18 protein-coding genes are annotated in these 20,834 nt (G+C 33.4%); 2 read left to right on the forward strand and 16 right to left on the reverse strand.

Going from position 1 to position 20,834, the window contains the following annotated elements:
• Nucleotides 1–179: 179 nt before the first annotated feature.
• The 11 genes from ACK1U5_RS09165 to ACK1U5_RS09215 form a co-directional block, all read right to left on the reverse strand.
• Nucleotides 180–746, reverse strand: a complete 567-nt coding sequence (locus ACK1U5_RS09165) for an acyltransferase (protein WP_001084165.1) — start codon at nucleotides 744–746, stop codon at nucleotides 180–182.
• Entirely contained in the window at nucleotides 739–1,869 is a 1,131-nt protein-coding gene (locus tag ACK1U5_RS09170; RefSeq protein WP_000443946.1) for a DegT/DnrJ/EryC1/StrS aminotransferase family protein, read from the reverse strand. Before ACK1U5_RS09170 ends, ACK1U5_RS09165 begins: the two co-directional genes overlap by 8 nt.
• A gap of 19 nt (nucleotides 1,870–1,888) precedes the next feature.
• Nucleotides 1,889–4,450 carry a glycosyltransferase gene (locus ACK1U5_RS09175; RefSeq protein WP_001260424.1) on the reverse strand — a complete coding sequence of 854 codons (2,562 nt, stop codon included), beginning with the start codon at nucleotides 4,448–4,450 and terminating at the stop codon, nucleotides 1,889–1,891.
• A 107-nt stretch (nucleotides 4,451–4,557) separates the two neighbouring features.
• Complete coding sequence (locus ACK1U5_RS09180) at nucleotides 4,558–5,706, reverse strand: hypothetical protein (protein ID WP_000664251.1); 1,149 nt, start codon at nucleotides 5,704–5,706, stop codon at nucleotides 4,558–4,560.
• A 133-nt stretch (nucleotides 5,707–5,839) separates the two neighbouring features.
• Complete coding sequence (cydC, locus tag ACK1U5_RS09185) at nucleotides 5,840–7,564, reverse strand: thiol reductant ABC exporter subunit CydC (RefSeq protein WP_000073648.1); 1,725 nt, start codon at nucleotides 7,562–7,564, stop codon at nucleotides 5,840–5,842.
• Nucleotides 7,561–9,282, reverse strand: coding sequence for a thiol reductant ABC exporter subunit CydD (gene cydD / locus ACK1U5_RS09190; RefSeq protein ID WP_069605398.1), 1,722 nt, complete (start codon nucleotides 9,280–9,282; stop codon nucleotides 7,561–7,563). Before cydD ends, cydC begins: the two co-directional genes overlap by 4 nt.
• Complete coding sequence (cydB, locus tag ACK1U5_RS09195) at nucleotides 9,282–10,298, reverse strand: cytochrome d ubiquinol oxidase subunit II (RefSeq protein WP_000950083.1); 1,017 nt, start codon at nucleotides 10,296–10,298, stop codon at nucleotides 9,282–9,284. The genes cydD and cydB overlap by 1 nt, the downstream gene beginning before the upstream one ends.
• Nucleotides 10,285–11,688 carry a cytochrome ubiquinol oxidase subunit I gene (gene cydA / locus ACK1U5_RS09200; RefSeq protein WP_069605399.1) on the reverse strand — a complete coding sequence of 468 codons (1,404 nt, stop codon included), beginning with the start codon at nucleotides 11,686–11,688 and terminating at the stop codon, nucleotides 10,285–10,287. Before cydA ends, cydB begins: the two co-directional genes overlap by 14 nt.
• A gap of 593 nt (nucleotides 11,689–12,281) precedes the next feature.
• Nucleotides 12,282–13,337: an LLM class flavin-dependent oxidoreductase gene (locus tag ACK1U5_RS09205; RefSeq protein WP_069605400.1), complete on the reverse strand. Its 1,056-nt coding sequence runs from the start codon at nucleotides 13,335–13,337 to the stop codon at nucleotides 12,282–12,284.
• Between the two features lie 119 nt (nucleotides 13,338–13,456).
• Nucleotides 13,457–13,900, reverse strand: coding sequence for a MarR family winged helix-turn-helix transcriptional regulator (locus tag ACK1U5_RS09210; protein WP_001205523.1), 444 nt, complete (start codon nucleotides 13,898–13,900; stop codon nucleotides 13,457–13,459).
• A 370-nt stretch (nucleotides 13,901–14,270) separates the two neighbouring features.
• Nucleotides 14,271–14,810: a DUF4352 domain-containing protein gene (locus tag ACK1U5_RS09215; protein WP_069605401.1), complete on the reverse strand. Its 540-nt coding sequence runs from the start codon at nucleotides 14,808–14,810 to the stop codon at nucleotides 14,271–14,273.
• Between the two features lie 304 nt (nucleotides 14,811–15,114).
• Between ACK1U5_RS09215 and ACK1U5_RS09220 the strand changes: the two genes are divergently transcribed.
• Nucleotides 15,115–15,858, forward strand: coding sequence for a hypothetical protein (locus tag ACK1U5_RS09220; protein WP_044584359.1), 744 nt, complete (start codon nucleotides 15,115–15,117; stop codon nucleotides 15,856–15,858).
• A gap of 88 nt (nucleotides 15,859–15,946) precedes the next feature.
• Here ACK1U5_RS09220 and ACK1U5_RS09225 read toward each other — a convergent pair whose 3' ends face one another.
• Entirely contained in the window at nucleotides 15,947–16,495 is a 549-nt protein-coding gene (locus ACK1U5_RS09225; RefSeq protein WP_069605402.1) for a DUF4865 family protein, read from the reverse strand.
• A 120-nt stretch (nucleotides 16,496–16,615) separates the two neighbouring features.
• Between ACK1U5_RS09225 and ACK1U5_RS09230 the strand changes: the two genes are divergently transcribed.
• Nucleotides 16,616–17,404, forward strand: coding sequence for a LysR family transcriptional regulator (locus tag ACK1U5_RS09230; protein WP_000405005.1), 789 nt, complete (start codon nucleotides 16,616–16,618; stop codon nucleotides 17,402–17,404).
• A 61-nt stretch (nucleotides 17,405–17,465) separates the two neighbouring features.
• On the opposite strand, the gene ACK1U5_RS09235 is transcribed toward ACK1U5_RS09230, so the two are convergent.
• Genes ACK1U5_RS09235 through ACK1U5_RS09250 form a run of 4 tightly spaced genes read right to left on the reverse strand, consistent with a single transcriptional unit; the run spans nucleotide 17,466 to nucleotide 20,803 of the window.
• On the reverse strand, nucleotides 17,466–18,419 hold the full coding sequence (locus ACK1U5_RS09235) for a branched-chain amino acid ABC transporter permease (protein ID WP_002004900.1): 954 nt from the start codon (nucleotides 18,417–18,419) through the stop codon (nucleotides 17,466–17,468).
• A 49-nt stretch (nucleotides 18,420–18,468) separates the two neighbouring features.
• On the reverse strand, nucleotides 18,469–19,329 hold the full coding sequence (locus ACK1U5_RS09240; RefSeq protein ID WP_000382787.1) for a branched-chain amino acid ABC transporter permease: 861 nt from the start codon (nucleotides 19,327–19,329) through the stop codon (nucleotides 18,469–18,471).
• A gap of 21 nt (nucleotides 19,330–19,350) precedes the next feature.
• On the reverse strand, nucleotides 19,351–20,052 hold the full coding sequence (locus tag ACK1U5_RS09245; RefSeq protein ID WP_001196709.1) for an ABC transporter ATP-binding protein: 702 nt from the start codon (nucleotides 20,050–20,052) through the stop codon (nucleotides 19,351–19,353).
• Entirely contained in the window at nucleotides 20,030–20,803 is a 774-nt protein-coding gene (locus ACK1U5_RS09250) for an ABC transporter ATP-binding protein (protein ID WP_000149321.1), read from the reverse strand. Before ACK1U5_RS09250 ends, ACK1U5_RS09245 begins: the two co-directional genes overlap by 23 nt.
• Between the last annotated feature and the right edge of the window lie 31 nt (nucleotides 20,804–20,834).

A 20,834-nucleotide genomic window follows, 5' to 3' on the forward strand; every position in this document is an offset into this window, starting at 1 on the left:
CTCGCCCTCCAACTTTACATTCACTATGGCTCAGTATTGCCTTGGTCAGCAAAATTTAAAACATAATAAGTTAAGATACACTCTGCTCTATCATAAAGTGAAACTTTAATTAGCCCTCACCAGTCGACTCTTTATCGGCAAATAGCGGGATAAAAATAAAAAGCATTCATTCTTTTTTGTTAAGAATAAATGCTTTTTAAAAAATCAATTTCTAACTCTAGCATCTTTTTTTGACGAGGTTTTACTTTCCTTACGGGAACTCCAGCGTAAATATACCAATCATCTAAACTCTCTTTTACCATACTCATCGCGCCGACTGCCGTACCTTCTCCTACAATTACATTTGGAAAAATAATAGAATTAGCACCAATAATCACATGTTTTTTTAAAATAACTTTTTCTGCTTTCACATTCCTATATTGATTCGGGACGGTTGGCCCCATTAATGTATTTCCACTGAAATCATCAAGTACTGCATATACGATTGTTTTAGCTGAGATGTTTGCAAAATCATGCATTTCAATCCCAACTTCCCCTCCATATAACGCTGTATACGCTGATATGTGCGAATAACTTCCAATTGTGATTTTGCCACTTAAAATGCAAAAATCATCAATTCTTACATGATTGCCAACTGATATAGCACTCGGATTATATATACTTGCTTTTTTACTAACCAATACATTTTTCCCAACAGATAAAAATCCAATTTCCTTTAGTTCTTCTTGACTATAAAAACTATTCATCTACCGACACCACCTTCTGCTCTAAACAGATTACAATTTGCTCTACTAGTTCTTTCGTCATTCCTTCCCATAAAGGTAAACTTACGATTCGTTTTGCTATTTTATTCGTCTTTGTTAAATCTGTAGACTTATAGTTTTTAAAAAGAACTTGTTGGTGGCAAGATGGTGAAAAGTATAATCTAGCTTCTATTTTCTGTTTTTTCAGTTCTTCTATTACTTGTATGTTGCGAACTTCTTCTGGACAAATGATAGGCATAAATTGGTGAATAACTGCTTCTGTCTTTTGGACTTTCCACCCTTTTTTCATTAACCCAGTATTTTGTAACAACTGTTTATACCATTCAGAAATACGAGTGCGTTCTTTTAATTTTTGATCCCACTTTTTTATAGTCGCAATCCCAATAGCTGCTGCGTATTCAGACATTTTACAATTAAACCCCATCATCGTGCATTCACGATTTCTATCAAATCCGAAATTCCCCATTCTTTTAATACGTTGTATATCTTCTTCGTTTTTACTATATATGAGCCCTCCTTCACCAATTCCGAAAGGCTTTGTTGCATGAAAGCTATATACGATCATTCCACTAAAATCTTGACCGTAATGCATTCCTCCATTCATTAAACCAAATCCCGGCGCCGCATCTACGACAACCGGAATCCCCTTCTTCTCTAATTCTTCATATTCTTCTAAGTTCATCCATGATCCAAAAGTGGCGTACGGGACAACAATCGCAACCTCTTCTTTTAATTCTTCTATCTTATGCAAAAGTACGGTTTTATCCATATACCAATCATCTATTGAAATATCAATAAAGTAAGGTTCCAATCCACACCAAATAGCGGCTAAGGCAGTCGCAGGGAATGTAAAGCTAGGCATGAGAGCATACTTTCCCTTTCTTCTTTTCTTTAGTTGAATAGCCGCCATTAACCCTAACGTTGCGTTTGCTACTGTTGTAACAGCTCCCCTGTTTTGAAAAAATGACGACATAATTGTTTCCTCAAAACGTTGATTTATAGGTCCATAATTCGTATATATGTGAGATGTATCAATTTCCTTCAATTCATCCAAATACTCACTTACAGGTACAGTTGAAGCACGTAAAAAAGGAATACTCTCCATATCTATCTATTCCTTCCTATCATTTTCGGACAATATAGAGCATATCTGTTTCAGATAATCCAAATTTCCTAGCACTTTTCATTCCTTGTTTTTCCGCTATGTTATATAATTCTACCTTAAATCCTGCATTCATTAATCGTTGAATAAATCCCGATTGATTGTAAATTCTCACATGATCTTCTTGACCAAAAGCTAATTTCCTCAATTGTGGTGTTACAATTAATTCATTCTCTATAATAAAATCTACATTCATTACGATCGGTACTTGAATAATTCCCCATCCATTTGGCTTTAACACTCTATATAACTCTCGCATTGCTTTGTCATCATCAGGAACGTGTTCTAACACATGGCTACATACTATTACATCAAAAGTATTACTATCATATGTAATCCTTGTAACATCAATTTCCTTCATTAATGGATCCTTTGGTTCTAAGTCACCACATACATACGTAATATTTTTATACTCGTTAAACCAATCTCTTAACTTTGCTTCAGGTGCAATATGAAGCATAGTATATTTTCTATTTAACAAGTCCGTTTCCGTTTCAATGTACGCACGGTACAATCTTTCACGATCCATCGAATTACAAACTGGACATATCCCTGTATCTTTATTCCACATTTCAAATTTATATTTCGGAAAATCATAATGTGCTGGCCAAGGTGAAAATTTTTCAAATTGTTGATTGCAATATTGACAATAACAACATTCTTTCTCGAACATATGAGCAACTAACTTGTTTAAGCCTTTTTTTATCTTTTCATTATAAATTTGATCTAGTTCGCCATTTCTTACTGCATCCTTAACTATAAATCCCGCATTTTCTAAACAATAAGATAAACTCTCTTTATACTCACTTTCGGAGCTTAAAAACCCACTATTATATGCATCTATAATTAATTCAATCCACTCTTCAATTGTCATTAAAATAAAATGCATTTGTTTTTGATTTTGTCCACTATGCTGTCTAAAATAACTAAGAGGTTCATGTATATAAACTACTTTTCCTTTCCTCATCATATCTAGCCAAGTTGCAATGTCATTAATAGCGGAATAAGCCTTTCCTTTAAAATATCCAAACTTCCCGTCAAACAAATTCCGATTAAACAAAACTGTTGTCGGCTCACCAACTACATTTTTCAAGTTTTTTAACATATAATTTCCTAATTCTTTTCCTTCAAAAAGTGTAGTTTCTTTCGCGATTTTCATATTTAATGTTGAAGGTGGTAATATCTCTCCATTCTCATCAATCAGTTCACGATATGACGTTACAAATGAAATATTTTCTAACGTCAAAAAGTATTTCATCATTCTCTCGATCTTTTCATGATGAAATAAATCATCATCTAATAAAAAGTTTATATAGTCCCCATTCGCAAGTTCTACACACTTATTAAAGTTTTCGGCAACTAACGGCGTTTCATTTTTAACATATGTAATACACTCATATTCACGTAAGTACAGTTGAATCATAGCATTGACTTCATCATTTGTACTGTCGTCAGAAATAATAATTTCAATATTTTCATATGTTTGATTCAAAGCGCTGTTGAGTGCTAATTCCAAGTAATAAGGTCTATTGTATGCAGGAATAAGTATACTTACTTTCGGTAAAGAAGAATTATTATTTATATGTTGTTTTTTCTTTTCTATGTTTATTTTCTTCGCTCTAATTTTTTGGTAATAGTCTAATGTATATAATATTGATGATGGAACTATCCTTCTTGCATAATCTAGAAAATTAGTTATCGCTTTGTCTAACTCTTTTTCAGTGGATAAGAAACCATATTGTTCTCCTGCTATAATACTGTGTGAAAAATCTTCTAACCCATCCATCATTTTATTAGATTCATTTAACTGTTGATCTGGATGTAATCGAAAGTAACTAAGTGTCTCTGCTATATATACAGCTTTTCCTTTACTTAATAAAGATAACCATGAAGCTATATCTACGTTACATAAATACCGCCTCTTATCAAAAATCCCAAACGGTTCTTGTAAATCATTTTTACGAAATAAAACTGTTGTCGGTTCTCCAATATAATTTTTTTGATCCACAATTACCTTATTTCCTAATTCTGTTCCCGCTATAATGGTATCCTCTTCAAATAAACGGACAGTCGAATAAATATGTCGTAGCTCTTTTCCTTTATCATCAATGACTTGACGATGAGATGTTACAAGCTTAATTTCATTATCTAAATCATCGAAAAAATACTTCATCATTTTTTCAATTTTATTCACATGAAATACATCATCATCCATTAAAAAATTTATATATTCACCGTTCGCTTCATTAAATAACATTAGCGCATTTTCAAATTGTCCGAGAGTTGATCTATTTTTTATATAAATAATATTTGAATGATCACATAAGTATTTTTGTAACACTTTTTCTGTTTCATCATTCGTGCTGTCATCTCCAACTATAATTTCTATATTAGGGTACGTTTGTTCTAACACACTACATAGCGCCTTTTCAAAGTAACGAGGACGATTATACGTAGGAATTAATACACTTACCAACGGAAGTTGCTCTACCACCTCTTCAGTTCTTTCAATACGAGTTCTCATTTTAACTCTCTCACCTCTTCGCATATTATTTATATACGCGACACAAAAATCACATTACTTTAACTGTATGGAGCCTATATACTTTTATGCAAACATGAAACAAATTATCATACTTTTCGTTCCTGAATAAACATATTTAATAATGCGGACATTTTATTTGCACCTTTTTTATTCATATGATCACTATCATAAAAATCATCATCACAAAATAATGGTGAATCAAATAGATCTATAATTTGAAAAGAATATTGAGTTTGAAAATCATTTATAACTTTATAAAAATCTTCTTTTAATTTCTTACTACTACAATTGAAATAATGTGAAGTAACTGGGAATACAACAATTAATGGTTTTATATCATTTTTTAACAGTAATTCTAAATATTTTTTAAAAATTATTTTATTTTCAACTAAAGTTTGAGGATACGCCAATTTAGCATGTGAAGCTGCTCTTATTTTCCCGTGTTCTTCAAAAGGAATATGAAGAGGAGTAGTATTCCATTCAGCATTTACCCAAGGCAGTATCAATGATTCATCTTTTAGTTCATCTAATAAAATATATTCAAAATGCAAATTAAAAATAGAAAGAAGTGGTTTCGGAGTATTTAGATGGGAGAATCCATCAGTGGGTAGAGGAGAGTGAACTACAGTATGATGACCATCTTGAAACAATGGATAATATACTTTGTGAATTCTATATGATTCGGAGGATAACGACATATCAAAGTAAAACGAGAAATAGGCTATTCCTATTAAACAATATTGAAATGAATGATTGTTTGATAAAAGTTGTGACGCTATTAAATAATCATAGTATAGATCTTGCGATGGAAGTGTTAATTTTATTGACTTTTTTGAGAGAAGCTCCGTACTTATGCCACAATGCGGATAAGACAAACCGGTAGCAAACAATTCATACGTCGGATCACTCTTTGCTTTTTTCATAGAAATGTATAAAGACATAAGATCCGGATTTATTTGATAGATAGAAATTAATTTATCCTTCCATTCATACATGTATTTTGTTAAATTAATAATTTTTGAACTTTGCACGCCCCTATTTATCAAATCATTTGTAAGTTTTTCTGCGTCCCCTCTCCAAATGACTATATATTGAAAAGAACTTTCTATACGAACAACATCTGAAACGTCCACAACATGAACTATTGTTTTACATTTATTTTTGTCTAACGTATTTCGAATCCTATCCCCTGATAATTCATCACTTAAAACAATGATTTTATATTGTTCCTTCATGTACATCCCCTCCATTATATGTATAATATGAAATTCATTTTTAATTCGTAACAATCATATACACCTGCAATCTAACAAAAAAAATAGCTCCACCATTAGGCGTAGCTATTTTTGCAATTATTGCTTATTCAAATTATATTCCTTTATCTAACTCATAAAGTTTACGATACTTTTCATTTTCTTTCAGAAGTTGTTTATGACTACCTTGCATGACAATTTGGCCACGATCAAGGAATATAACTTCGTCTACATGTTCTATTCCTACAAGATGGTGCGTAATCCAAATAACAGTCTTTTCTTCCGTTGCAGAAAACATTGTTTCAATTAAAGACAATTCTGTTTTTGGATCTAAACCGATAGTCGGTTCATCAAGTACAATAATTGGTGTTTCTTGCATAAGAGTTCTAGCAAAAGCAACCCTTTGTCTTTCCCCACCAGAAAACCGCTTTCCCATTTCATGCATTTTTGTTTGTAATCCGTCTGGAAGAGAAGTAACATGTGAAGCTAATTGTGCTTTCTCTAAAGCTTTCCATATCTCTTCATCCGTCGCCTCTGGTTTGCCAATTCGTACATTATTTCCAATTGTCGTATCAAACAAATGCGGCTTTTGATTTAATACAGAAATATATTTAGATAAAAGATTCGTATTAGCTCGTTCACCATTTAGTACAACTTGGCCATTTACTGGGCTTAACGCCCCTGTTAACAATTTTAGTAAAGTAGATTTCCCTGTCCCACTTCTCCCTAAAATAGCAATTTTCTTCCCTGCTTTTATTTGTAATGATACATCTTTTAATACAATCTCATTACTATCTGGATAACTATACGATACGTGATTCAGTTCAATATCTACATGTTTTGGTTCAATATAATCTTTCTCTCCATGCAAATCCGTTTCATCATGTAAAACACTATCACTTTCTACGCCATTAAGACGATGGGTAGATTCTACATACGACGGTATTCGATCGATGGCATCTGCAATAGGAATAAGCGCGTTCGTTACAGATAAAGTCATTAATACGAAAGCTGCGATAACTGTAGGAGCAATTTGTTCACTTGCCGCTTCATTCCCAGTCCATATGATCATCGAAATAACTACAATACCTACTACTAATTGAATGATACTGTCCCGAATATGATACCAGCGTTTCACTCTCTTTTCGATTTTTAACAACTGATCATTTTGTTTTACATACTCATTAATAAATTCATCTTTACGACCACTTGCTTGCCAATCGGATAATCCAAAAACAGCATCTGTCAGTTGTTGATACAAACGGTTTCTTCCTTGCTTTAAAGTAACATGATGTTTCTTCATCAAAAGTAATGATACAAACGGAAGAAGAAAAACGATAATAGCTAACATACAACCTACAATAAGTGCAAAAACAAAATCAAATGCACCGATAACAAGTACGAAGATACTATAAACAACTAGCGCTAATATGCTAGGAAATATTGTACGTAAATATAGGTTTTGCAAATGCTCTATATCTTCGGATAACACTCCTAACATATCACCCGTTTGAAATCGAGAACGGAAAAATAACGCCTGTGGTTCTACTATTCTATATAGCCTCGTTCTCATTTTTTCTAATATACGTAGTACGACATCATGTCCGACTAAGCGCTCTATATAATGAAATACAGCTTGCCCTATACTAAACGCTCTTGTTGCAACAATAGGAACATATACAGCCATTACATTTTCTGGTCTAAGGGCAGATTTTGAGATCAAATAACCTGAAATAAAAAGTAACATCGCTCCTGAACTAACTCCAAGAAGACCAAGGAAAATAGTTAAAGTCATTCTACCTTTATTTTGTTTTATATAAGGTTTAACCCAGTTACTCATTTCTCTCCCCTCTCTTCCCTATGAAAATGTAATGTCTCATTCTCTAAAAGTTCTTCATACGTCCCACTTTCTTTCATTTCCCCTTTATTTAAAATAAGAATATGGTCCATTTGTTTCATCCAATGTAGACGGTGGGTTGCTAAAAATACTAACTTTCCATTAAATAGACGTAACATCGCTTGCTTTATTTCAAATTCGGTTTCAATATCAAGATGTGCCGTAGGCTCATCTAATAAAATGATTGGTTTTTTACTTAAAAGCGCACGCGCCATAGCAACACGCTGTTCTTGTCCGCCACTTAGCATACGTCCACCTTCTCCAATTCTTTCGTGCATCCCATTTGGAAGTGATGTAACGAGTGAACGAAGGCCGACTTCATTAATAACTCTTTCAACTTCTTCATCTGTTGCATTTGTTTCATAAAAACGAATGTTATCCTTTAATGAAAGCGGAAAAATATAAGGTTGCTGCGGAATATAAGCGATATTTTTTTGCCAATCTTCACGAGTAGATCCATCAACTTCTACACCATTTACTAACATCTTTCCACTCGAAGGAGATAAAAAACCTGCTAATACGTCGATTAACGTCGATTTGCCTGCACCACTTTTACCAATAACACCAATAGCACCGTTACCTTCCCAAGTAAAATTAATTCCTTCTAATATAGCCTTTTCAGATTCAGTATTATTAACTTTGATGTCTTGTAATTTCAAGCTACTAGAGGCATTCCATACTATATCTTCATTTAAATCTTTCTTTTGTATTCCTTTTTGTTGTTGCAAAATCTCTTCTATTTGCTCCATCGCAATTTGTCCATCTAATGTCGCATGATAATTTGCTCCCACTTGTTTAATCGGCAGAAAATATTCCGGAGCTAAAATCAAAATTGTAAGGGCTGGTAATAGTATAATCGTTCCATCTATTAAACGTATCCCTAATCCAACTGCCACAAACGCAATTGATAAACTCGTAAAGAAATCTAATGCAAAAGAAGAAAGAAAAGCAACTCGCAAAGTACGCATCGTTGCTTTTCTATACCTTTTACTTACTTTTTCAATCTTTCCTTCGTGCTGTTCACTTTTCCCTAAATACTTTAATGTTTCTAAACCTTTTAACGTATCTACAAAATGGTTCGAAAGTACACGATATATCTCGTACTGACTATCTGCCATTTTTTGCGCTGCTAATCCGAGAAGAATCATAAATATGATCACGATAGGAATCGTTACAACTAAAATGATTCCAGACTCAATATCTAGCGTAAAAACATATAGTACAATTAGACCTGGAACGATGCTACTTCTAATCATTTTAGGAATCGTTAATTCAATATATGTTTTAAATTTCTCAATCCCTTCAATTGATAAGGTAACCAGATGACCAGTCCCAACAGTTTGAACATACCTTGGACCTAATGTGAAATATGCCTCTACTAGTTGTTTTCTTAGTAACGACCCTGTTTTTTCAGCAAAACGTTCCACTAATATTTGTGATGTTCGAACTACTATATGACGCGCTGCAAACGCGATACCAAAATAAACAATTTCACTTAATATTGTTTGTACTGTCTCTCCATGAAATAAAAACGTAATAGCTCGTGCTAAAAAGATTGTTTGCGCAATAATACTAAAAGCTTCTAAAATACTAATAATCGTTAACGCTACATATAAAATACGGCTACCGGGATAAGACGGAAGTCCTCTTTTTCTTTTCATTAGTACTCCAAATCGTTGTCTGACTTAACAGGTTGTCTAAATACATAATAACTCCATATTTGACTTCCGATAACGAAAGGCAAAATAGCAATCGCAAAGTAAGTCATAAGTTTTAATGCATAAGCTCCTGATGCTGCGTTGTAAATTGTCAAATCATTCATTGCTCCTAAAGAGCTAATCATAACACGTGGGAACATACCGATAAATACACTCGCACTTAGTAAAATGATTGTTAAACTCGTCATAAAGAAAGCCCAACCATCTCTTCTTCTTTTATTTAATAAAGTGGACACTAATAGTGCTACAAAAGCTCCGATTGGCACCATAATCCATTCTGTTCCATGAGCAGTGAAAATGTCGGTTTTCCATAACCCCACACCAGCAAAAACAAGAAGTGTAATTAATGAAAATGGTGCAATTTTTATTGCAGCAATTCGTGCACGTTCTCTCAATTTACCAGTTGTACGTATCGTAAGAAATTGTAATCCGTGAACAATACATAGTAGGAGAAACATTACTCCTCCAAGTAACGCAAATGGATGAAGTAATTGCAGGAATCCACCTACAACATTTTTACTCTCATCAATAGGTACACCTACCATAAAGTTTGCAATCGCAACTCCCCAAAGGATAGGAGGTAACATACTTCCAATAAACATTCCCCAATCCCATGCACTCTTCCATTTATGATTATCTATTTTCGCACGAAATTTAAAGGAAACACCTCTTAAAATTAAAGCAAGAAGCATAAATACAAACGGAATATAAAAACCACTAAATAAAGTTGCATACCAGTGCGGAAATGCCGCAAACATCGCTCCGCCAGCACAAACAAGCCATACTTCATTCGCGTGCCAGAACGGTCCTATTGTATTTAAGTAAACTCGTTTTTCAAAATCATTCTTTCCTAAAAACCTCGAAACCATTCCTACCCCAAAGTCGAAACCTTCCAGTACGAAGAATCCAACAAACAAGATTGCAATAACTAAAAACCATAACTCATTAAGAGATAACATACTCTTCCTCCTTATCAAATGGATCATGGCTTTGATAATCCTTTTTCGTTTTCTTATTCGTGTGGCCCTTAATGGTACGAACAAATAAGTACACACAAATTCCACCCATAATTAAATACATTGATGTGAATGAAATAAGTGAGAATAATACTTCACCGAATGTTACATTTGGTGATACAGCATCTTCTGTTTTCATTACACCAAATACAACCCAAGGTTGACGACCCATTTCAGTCATAATCCACCCTACTGTATTACCGATGAATGGAAGAGAAATTGCATACACCATTAATTTTAAATACCACGTTTTTTCCGCTAAACGATCTTTTCTTGATAAGAACCATCCGTAAGCTCCTAGAAGAAGCATGAATGTTCCACTCATTACCATCGCTCTAAAACTCCAAAACATTGTATGCACTGGAGGAATATAATCTCCAGGTCCATATTTTTCCTCATATTGTTTTTGAATTTGATTCATCCCTTCAACTTGACCGCTAAACTTATCATACGATAATAGACTTAGCATATAAGGGATTTGAATTTCAAACGAATTTTCTTTCTTCTCTGTATCAATTTTCGAAAATACTGTAAATGGTGCTGGATCCTCACTTGTATTCCATAGCGCTTCAGCTGCCGCCATCTTCATTGGATGTGTCTTAATTAATTGTTGCGCTTGTGCATGACCGAAGAATAATACAAGCGCCGTTGTAATTGTTCCAACAATGATAGAAATTCGGAAAGATTTTTTAAATACTACAGTTTCTTGTCCTTTTTTAATTTTCCATGCACTTACACCAGCAATAAAGAATGCACCTGTTGCAATTGCCGCTGTAATTGTATGCGGGAATTGTACCCATAGTTGTGGGTTTTGAATAATGGCTAAGAAATCATTCATTTGCGCACGACCATCAGCTGCCATTTCATACCCGACAGGTGACTGCATAAATGCACTTGCAGTTAAAATCCAGAATGCTGATAACATCGTTCCAATTGAAAGGAGCCAAATACACATTAAGTGAATTCGCTTCGGTAATTTATCCTCACCGAATACCCATAAACCCAGGAATGTAGACTCAATGAAAAATGCCAGTAATCCTTCAATCGCAAGTGATGGACCAAATACATCACCTACAAAACGTGAATACGTTGACCAGTTCATACCAAACTGGAATTCTTGTAAAATACCTGTTACTACACCTACTGCAAAGTTAATAAGGAATAATTGCGTCCAAAACTTTGCCATCTTCTTATATACTTCTTGCCCTTTTACCACATACAACGTTTGCATGATCGCAATAATAAAAGCTAAACCAATTGACAGCGGAACAAAAAAGTAATGGAAAATCGTTGTTGATGCGAACTGTATTCGTGCCAATTCGAGCGTTTCCATACTAAAATCACTTCCTTCATAGTTTTTATAATAAAAGTTAATTGAGCAATCTTATCAAACTCAATTATTAAGAAATACGAAAAGACAAAAACATTTTGTATGTATTGTCGAAAAATATGAAGTTTCAGTTTTCCAAACTATTGTAATGCTATTTTTTACCTTTTCACTATTTCTGTAGTGTTTTATTCGTTAATCGAATTGTATAATATACCTGCATAGTAAATTCAGGTTATTTTTGACGTATTATTGACATCATTTTGTCTGAAATATGTCTTTTGTCATTTTTTTGAATCAGATTTTTCTCATTAGCAAAATGTGTTTTTTCAATATACTTCTTACTTTTATATCTATAAAACAATCGTTTTTCTCTTCATACACTTGACTTTCACCCGAAAAAATGTCCTCGAAACCACCCTCGATAAACGCTTGTTTTTTGTCAAGAGAAAAATGTATTTTTAAAATTCAAACTCGAAATAATGTTATTCAAAAATAGAAAATAACTTCCCTCTTCCTCGACTAAAAGTTCATTTTTTTGTCATTTTTCCAGAACAAATAAAAAAACTGAAAGTCGATTAGACTCTCAGTTTTTTTATTTATTTTGCTGTATGTTTTCTAACGGCTGGTAAAATTTCAGTAGCAATTAATTCAATATTTTTCTCAATTTTATCAAATGGTACACCGCCAAAATCAATTTGTGCCATAAAGCGTTGTTGGCCAAATAATTCATATTGGTACAGCATTTTCTCAATGATTTGTTGTGGGCTACCAACCATTAAAGCATCACGGTAATCTATTGCATTTGTAAATTGCTGTTTCGGATACCCACCACCGCGCAGTGTAAGCATACCAGCATTAATGTGAGGGTAATATTCACTAAGTGCATCTTGTGAATTTTTTGCCGTATAAAATAAACTCGTTGTCGCAACTGGTAAACTAGCTGAATCAAATCCACTTTGTACAGCCGCCTCGCGGTAAGCATCTACTGACACTTTAAAGTTAATTGCTGGACCACCAAGTGTTGTTATCATCATTGGTACACCTGCACGTCCTGCTTTAATTGCACTAGCTGGTGGACCTCCAACCGCACGCCAAATTGGTAAGTTATTATTTTTCGCTCTCGGAATAACCGATGCATGTGCGAGCGGTGCTCTGAACTGTCCATTCCATGTGACATGTTCCTCGTTATTAATTTTTAATAAAAGATCCATCTTCTCTTCGAATAATTCTTCATAATCATTCACGTTATAACCAAGTAAACTATATCCCCCAATACGAGATCCACGACCAGCCACAATTTCTGCACGTCCATTAGAAATCAAGTCAATTGTAGCGAAATCCTCATATACTCGAACTGGGTCAGATGTACTTAATATCGTTGCTGAACTTGCAATTTTTATATTTTTCGTAGCTTGTGCAATAGCTCCTAAAATAACTGTATGAGCTTGTGTTGTAAAATGCGTTTGATGACTTTCACCGACAGCAAACACATCAAGCCCTGCCTCATCTGCTAACTTAGCTGTATCAATTAGTTCGTGAATTCTTTTCTCTGGCGTAATTTTCTCCCCATTATGTGGATTTAAAACATGATCACCAATTGAATATAATCCAAACTCAATTCCTTTTCTTATATCTATACGGTATTTTTCCATAGTTACTCTCCCCTTTAATAAAGTAGTATTAGTTTTTTTCTAAAAACGTTGGTAAGTCAGGTATATCTACGTATTACCTACACCTTCACTTGATTAGTCAATTGATAATGTAAAAAAAATTACTCTTGCGGTAATTCTTTTTTCTCACTATGCTTATGAACTTTCGTCATCAGCTCATATAATATTTTCTGCTCTTCTTCATTTAATACATCATCAAAAAACGAAGATTGAAATGCAAGTTGCTCTGGCAATGCTCTCTCTAAAGCTGCTTCTCCTTGCTCTGTAAGACTAATTGTTTTCGTTTTCCAATCTTGTTTTCGTACAATATATCCTTCTTTTTCAAGACGAGTTAACATTCGAGAAATGCCACCTTGTGTAACAGTTACCTTTTCAGCTAACTCCATTTGTGTTAGTGGTTGATACGTACGTATTTGCAAAAGCACATCAAATTGAGCTGTCGTTAAATCAAAACGTTTTAAAAACTCATTTGACATTTGATTACTTTGGTTCGTAAATCGTATTAAACGTAACCATATTAATGATCCTATCGTATTATCACGCATGTTTGATCACTTCCTATCGTGAATCTTACTATCACTTTACCACTCAAGTGATAGTAATGCAAGAGAAAATCACATTTTTTATATAGCTCAACTTACTTTTACTTAACTAAAGGCATCACTCGTGTAGTATTAGGTCTACTTGCCATTCTCTACATCTCCATAAAAAAAGGATTAAGCTCCAACGCCAATCCTTATCATGCATTTATTTTTTGTTTTCAAAACAATATGTTTGAAATTCACATCGTCTTCTAATCTATTATTTTCTTTTATCGTACCGTAAATTCATTTGAGCATACCGTCTTCATGTAAAACTTGTATAAGTTTGCATAAAAGGCTCTTGTTTACACCAATTGGGCTCTTACGGGATAAATCATTTAAGTTCTACTTTTACTTCCTCTTTAGACATAACATCAGGTCTATAAATTAATTCAAGATTAGAATCACCTTTTTTCGCTTCAAATGTTATGGCTCCTGTTAACTTACCGTTTGGATCTACATCTTTAATTTTAAAAATATTTTTATTACTAGTTGAAAATGTATGGTCCACGATACTTCCATCTCCTCTTTTAAGGTAAAAATCTAATGGATTAATTCTAACTTTTTGATTACCAATATTCTCTACTGTAACATGAACAATAACAAACTCATTACCTTTTTCCAGCTTATCATATTCTGCCACTTGTGCTATTTGTACTTTATGGACTGTTAATTTTTGATTTCTAATTTGAGTAGTTTTTTCAACATTATATTCTCTTGTATCTTCATTCTTCGTATTTTCTTTTTTGGCACTACTTTGCTCTTCCTTCGTATTATTTGATACAGTTTTAGCTACTTCTTTCTTCTCATCACATGCCGATAAACTGAAAGCTAACGTCCCTGCTAAAGTGACTGTCGCGATTTTTTTAAACATAAATTCCCTTCCCCCAATGTAAAAATGATAAAAATCCCCAAAAACTATATATTATACTAACAGATAAATGAACAGCATATTGTCGTTATGTGTCGAATGTAATAAGGCTATGTATAAGTATGAAGTCTTACTTTGCTTCATCTCTCAACTGTTCGACATATGATAAAATTTTAACAATAAGACATCCACCTTACTTACGAACTCTTTATTCCCATAACTATGTGTATCATAAATTTTTAAATAAGAAAAAATTAAAATAAAATGATAAAATTAAACAAATCACTAATATAAAGGTGGGCAGAACATGCATATTTCTAAACAATTTATAAAACCATTCCCTGAATATGAAGACATATTTTATGATGATTTGGAACAACATAAAAAGCACTTTTTACCCATTTGTTCTATAAACTTACAATGTATTGAACCGGAATTGGACGAATGGGTACATATTGTGTCAGCAAAAGAAATCCATGATGGTTGCGTGGGTGATTTCACCAAACCATTTCACACAAATTTTACGAAAGCAGATACATTAGGATTCGATGTCATTAATGGAAAATATAAATTTGAAGCGGATTGGAATTATTTCGAAATCGAACAAAATAATTCTGACATAATAGAACAAGCCTATGAGAGTAATAAAAGAGATTATCAAATCCGTAAAGAGTATTTTCAACGTAATCAAAAAATTTATCCTTATTCTAGCTTAGGAAAAGAAATAACATCTGTAGAAGTATTAGAACAAGAGTTTGCTGAAAAACAAACAAATGGCTGGGGATTAAATTATCCTGTGGTAAATGGTATCCTAGATGATGTTCGTTTTATGACAGAAGAAGGTGAAGAATTATTAGAAGACTGCGATAACGAAGACGAAATTTTTGACTTTACGAATCTTCTATATGTACCAAAAGATGAATATGGACATCCCTTTACATATGTTGGATTTGTTACAGGATATTATTTTCAAGCTTATGGTGCCGATCGTATTTACTTATTCTTTAATAAAGAATTAAGAAAAACAGTAATTTGTTTTGAATATACATAAGATAATTAAGAAAAGTCCATTTTGAACATTATTACTTGAATCAAAATGGATTTTTTATAAATAATTTATTTCTATTTCAATTCCGCATCTACTGTGAAATGTGTAAAACCTCATATAATGTAATATCCCCTATCTCTTCAATTTCAGGCTTTACTTCATAAAATTCAAACTGACTATATCCCCACTTATCTGGGTTATACACTATTACATTCCCTTTACAATTTTCTGTATTCTGGACATTCTTATTAAAAAAGTTAAATTGAGTTTCAATCAATGAATTCTTTTGAGAAATACTCCCCACGTATTCAACAACATACTTACATTTCTTAAAATCATCACTTAGATTAACAACTAATGGAACACCTATATGTATTTGTTGCCAACCAAACGATTGTAAAATATTATCGTAATACCCTTCAAAGATAAATTTATTCATCCCTTCATGACCATTCCAAATATATAAAGGTGCATAGCAGTTATAAAAATTCCCGTCTTTCTCCGTTTCCGTAATTAAATAAGCTTTAAAATTTAGTGCTTGGAAACCATCAGTTTTATAACCATTATCCTTTACCCTTTTCTTAATAATTTCCATGTCATAATCCTTTGGCAAAATGACCTTATATTGCATTCCAATCATGTTTATCACTCGCTTTCAATCTTATATACATTATGATAAATCGATAAGTAGCTAACGTAAAATAGGTATAAATTATGTTTGGTATCATTTATAATGATAGTGCATAAGGGGCTGAGATATATGGAAATAAATGATCTTATTATATTCAAAACTGTAGCCAGTGAGGGTTCTATTAGTAAAGCTGCTAAAGAGTTAGGTTATGTTCAACCGAACGTAACTGAGCGAATCAAAAAATTAGAACAAGAATTAGAAACGCCTTTACTACATAGAGATAACAAAGGCGTTTCCTTATTACCTTCTGGTGACATTTTATTAGATTACACGAATCAAATATTAACTCTATTAGAAGAAGCGAAAGATAAAATTAAAACAAGTGGGTCTTCTTATATAATCGCGACGTCACAATCGATTTTGACTAATTATTTAAGTAAGCGTATTAAAGAAAATTTCATGAATTATCAAATATATGTAGAAAATAGTAGTCATTTGCCAAAATTACTGCAGCAACAAAAAGTTGATATGGTCATCACTTATGAGGATGATTCTGGTGCAGGTTTTAAAAAAGTATTTACTACTTCAATTTCTATAGGCTTACTAAAAGATCAAGAAAAATGTATCATTGACTATTCAAAGGAACTCTTCTTCGTTAGTAATGACAAAAAGTGTCCTTTTAGAAATAAGACGATACAATTTCTAAAAGAAAATAATTTATCTCAGCGTCAACTTCAACAATTAGATTCTTATTCGCTTATGGAAGAGTTTATTCAGGACGGAAAAGGGATAGCCTTTTTGCCAATTAAAAATGATAAATTGGTACCAATTGAAGATGTTCCAGTTGAGAAATTAGCTGTTCATTTTTTTACAAATCAAAACTCTTTCAAACAAATCCCTGATGAACTATTTGGTTAATAAAAAATCCCTCCTTTATGAATCTAAAAGAGGGATTTTCATATTCTATACAATTGATTTTTCACACATTTTGCTCCACTTCTGCACTTTTCTCCTTCTTATTCCGTTTCATATTCTTCAGTCCCTTAACTGTACCAACTAATCCTTTCGGGAAAACTAGTAATACGATAATGTACAATAAACCAAGAATAATCGTCCATCGTTCAAAGATCGGATACTCTGTAGCTAGTTCTGATAAATAATATTTTAGGGATTCAATAATTCCAGCTCCTGCAATTGCTCCAATTAACGTTCCAACCCCACCAATCATCGTCATCAATAATGCATTTAATGTCATTTCAATTGAAAATACAGTCGTATTAACAAAACGCAATGTGATCACAAATAAACCACCGCTAATCGCAGCTACTACTCCTGCAACAATGCTAGCAATAATTTTATAATGAAGCACTTTATATCCTAGTGCTTCAACACGTTGCTCATTTTGTGAAATTGCTTTTAATACTTTTCCAATAGAAGATTTGGTGAAAAGACGTAAGAGAACAAAAATGATAAGTAAACATATAAGTGTTACATAATAAAACGTAAAACGATCACGGAATACGTCTGGTACCCCAAATGTAAAACCATCTCCTCCGTGAGTGAGCCCACGCCATTTTTCAGCAAGGACGAAAAACAACTGTGAAATAGCAAGTGTTAACATTGCATAAAAATGACTTTTCAGCCGTAAAGAAAGTAAACCAATTATATAACTAACGATTGCTGAAATGATAATTGCAGCTACTATTCCAATTAAAAAGTTCGTTATTGATACGCCTTGTCGATCAAATAAAAGCGCTACCCCATATGCTCCTATCCCAAAGAACATACAATGACCGAACGATACAATTCCTGTATACCCAAGCAATACATCAAAACTCATTGCAAAAATAGCAAAGATGAAGATTTGAGTGAACAAAATTAACAGGCTCCTTGAATCATTTACGAACGGAAATACACTTAAACAAATGAGCATACATACTCCAAAGTATACTTTAATTCGGTCCGATGTGTTGTTCACCATTTCACCCCTTTTCACCAACAAGTCCAGTTGGCTTCACTATTAAGAAAAATAGTAACATTAACATATTAATTGCAAGTGATAAATCTGGTATAAAATACGCTGTAAAAGCACCAGCTAATCCGACAATTAAAGAAGCAATAGCTGAACCTTGGACGCTTCCTAATCCACCGATAATTACTACTATAAAAGCTAAAATTGCATACTGCATGCCCATCTCGGCGAAAATAACGCCCGAATACGGCGCTAATAAGAATCCTCCCAAAGCTGCCATCCCTGCTCCTAATAAAAAGACGAAAGAAAATATCGCTTTTACATTAATACCAAGCGCTTGAACCATTTCTTTATCCATTACACCTGCACGGATCATAAGACCTATCTTCGTCTTTTTGAGTAATAGTAGTAGTGCGATGTAAATAATTATCCCAATCAAAATAACAAATAGACGATATTTAATTAATATAATACCTCCGAATGTAAAACTTCCTTGTAACCATAACGGTAATTTTGCACTAATAGGGTTTGGCCCCCAAAATATTTTAATACACTCACTAAGAACGAGCATTCCTCCAAGCGTAACGAGCAGCTGTCGAACATGATTTCCATATACCGGTCTAATAAGAAACCTTTCTAAAATAAATCCTAGGAACATTCCCATGGCTACTGCTCCAACTAAAGCTAATATATAACTTCCTGTCATATTAAATAACCAAACACCTGTAAATGCTCCCCATGCAAATAAACCACCGTGTGCAAAGTTTAAAACGCTCATTAGACCGAAAATAAGTGAAAGACCTGATGCTAACAAAAAAATGAGCATCCCTGTTGAAATCCCATTTACAAATAAATTGATTAACACATCCATCCTTTTCACCTCGGATTCATGTTAAGAGATTCCTAAATATTTATGACACATTTCCTTATCCTTTTTTAATTCATTCATAAAACCGTTATGAACAATTCGTCCGTTATCCATAATGTAAAAATAATCACCAATTTGACTAGCCATCATAAAATTTTGCTCAACAAGTAAAACTGTTGTTTTCTCTTTCATCTTCAAAATAGCTACCATTAATTTCTCCACCATTATCGGGGATAGCCCTTTGCTCGGTTCATCAATAAGTAATAATCCATCACTATTAATAAACGCTCTTGAAATAGCCAACATTTGCTTTTGCCCTCCGCTCAAGAGCCCACTTTTCTTATTCCAAAACTGCTTTAAATCCGGAAATAGTTCCAGCATCCACTCTATTTTCCCTTCTACTTCTTCACCTTTCCCCCTAGCAAGAGCGAATGTTTCTTCTACTGTCAAATCATGAAAAATACCTTGATTTTCTGGTACATACCCTATTCCTTTCCTTGAAATTAAATGTGTAGGTAATCCACTTACTTTTGCACTATCATAATAAATTTCACCATCTGCAATCCGGTGAAACCCCATAACTGAACGTAATGTCGTTGTTTTCCCTGCCCCGTTTCTACCAAACAGTACAGTAATCGTCCCTTTCTCAACAGTAAGAGATACTCCTTGCAAAATATGAAACTGATCTAAATACGTTTCTATATTATTCACTTGTAATAGTGCCACTATATAATCCCCCTAAATAAGCACTTTGTACACGCTCATCTTTCATAATTTCTTCTGGCAATCCTTCAGCCAATAACTCTCCATGAAATAAAACGATAAGATGATCTGACAAACCTAATATCATATCCATTTTGTGTTCGATAAGTACAATTGTGCTCTCTGGATGTTTCTTAATATTTTCAATCACTTGTAATATAGCAGGGACTTCCTCAACCGAAATACCTGCCGTCGGCTCATCAAGCAATAACACATCCGTTTTTAAAGCTAATAACATCGCAAGTTCTAGCTTTCTTTTCTCTCCATGTGCCAAATCTTTCGCTAATACGTTCTCTTTCTCGTGAAGTAATACTGTTTTTAAGAAACGTCTCGCCTCTCCAACTTGTTGCTTTAATTTTGCTGAACTCGGGAAAAAACTATAGTAATCTTGTACGAATGATTGAACACTTAAACGGACATTTTCAAGTACCGTTAATTCTGGGAATATGTTTGTAAGCTGAAAAGAGCGACCGATTCCTAAGCGTGTTCGATCTGAAATCGATAGTTTTGTAATATCTTGCCCTTTAAAATACACTTCACCTGTTGTAGGTAAAATCTGTCCACTTAGTAAATTAAATAATGTTGTCTTCCCCGCACCATTTGGCCCGATAATAGAAATGAGCTTTCCTTTTTGGACAGTTAAATTTACATCTTTAATAACATGATGTTCACCAAAAGATACGCTAAGATTTTTCGTCTCTAGCAAATGTGTCACGAAATCCCTCCCTTTAAAGCCGTGAGTATGA

This window comes from Bacillus sp. XB1, from assembly GCF_053557995.1.

Bases quoted from the DNA above. Each gene is read 5' to 3' on its own strand.
- ACK1U5_RS09165 (WP_001084165.1), bottom strand. From the start codon at position 746: ATGAATAGTTTTTATAGTCAAGAAGAACTAAAGGAAATTGGATTTTTA.
- ACK1U5_RS09170 (WP_000443946.1), bottom strand. From the start codon at position 1,869: ATGGAGAGTATTCCTTTTTTACGTGCTTCAACTGTACCTGTAAGTGAG.
- ACK1U5_RS09175 (WP_001260424.1), bottom strand. From the start codon at position 4,450: ATGAGAACTCGTATTGAAAGAACTGAAGAGGTGGTAGAGCAACTTCCG.
- ACK1U5_RS09180 (WP_000664251.1), bottom strand. From the start codon at position 5,706: ATGAAGGAACAATATAAAATCATTGTTTTAAGTGATGAATTATCAGGG.
- cydC (WP_000073648.1), bottom strand. From the start codon at position 7,564: ATGAGTAACTGGGTTAAACCTTATATAAAACAAAATAAAGGTAGAATG.
- cydD (WP_069605398.1), bottom strand. From the start codon at position 9,282: ATGAAAAGAAAAAGAGGACTTCCGTCTTATCCCGGTAGCCGTATTTTA.
- cydB (WP_000950083.1), bottom strand. From the start codon at position 10,298: ATGTTATCTCTTAATGAGTTATGGTTTTTAGTTATTGCAATCTTGTTT.
- cydA (WP_069605399.1), bottom strand. From the start codon at position 11,688: ATGGAAACGCTCGAATTGGCACGAATACAGTTCGCATCAACAACGATT.
- ACK1U5_RS09205 (WP_069605400.1), bottom strand. From the start codon at position 13,337: ATGGAAAAATACCGTATAGATATAAGAAAAGGAATTGAGTTTGGATTA.
- ACK1U5_RS09210 (WP_001205523.1), bottom strand. From the start codon at position 13,900: ATGCGTGATAATACGATAGGATCATTAATATGGTTACGTTTAATACGA.
- ACK1U5_RS09215 (WP_069605401.1), bottom strand. From the start codon at position 14,810: ATGTTTAAAAAAATCGCGACAGTCACTTTAGCAGGGACGTTAGCTTTC.
- ACK1U5_RS09220 (WP_044584359.1), top strand. From the start codon at position 15,115: ATGCATATTTCTAAACAATTTATAAAACCATTCCCTGAATATGAAGAC.
- ACK1U5_RS09225 (WP_069605402.1), bottom strand. From the start codon at position 16,495: ATGATTGGAATGCAATATAAGGTCATTTTGCCAAAGGATTATGACATG.
- ACK1U5_RS09230 (WP_000405005.1), top strand. From the start codon at position 16,616: ATGGAAATAAATGATCTTATTATATTCAAAACTGTAGCCAGTGAGGGT.
- ACK1U5_RS09235 (WP_002004900.1), bottom strand. From the start codon at position 18,419: ATGCTCATTTGTTTAAGTGTATTTCCGTTCGTAAATGATTCAAGGAGC.
- ACK1U5_RS09240 (WP_000382787.1), bottom strand. From the start codon at position 19,329: ATGGATGTGTTAATCAATTTATTTGTAAATGGGATTTCAACAGGGATG.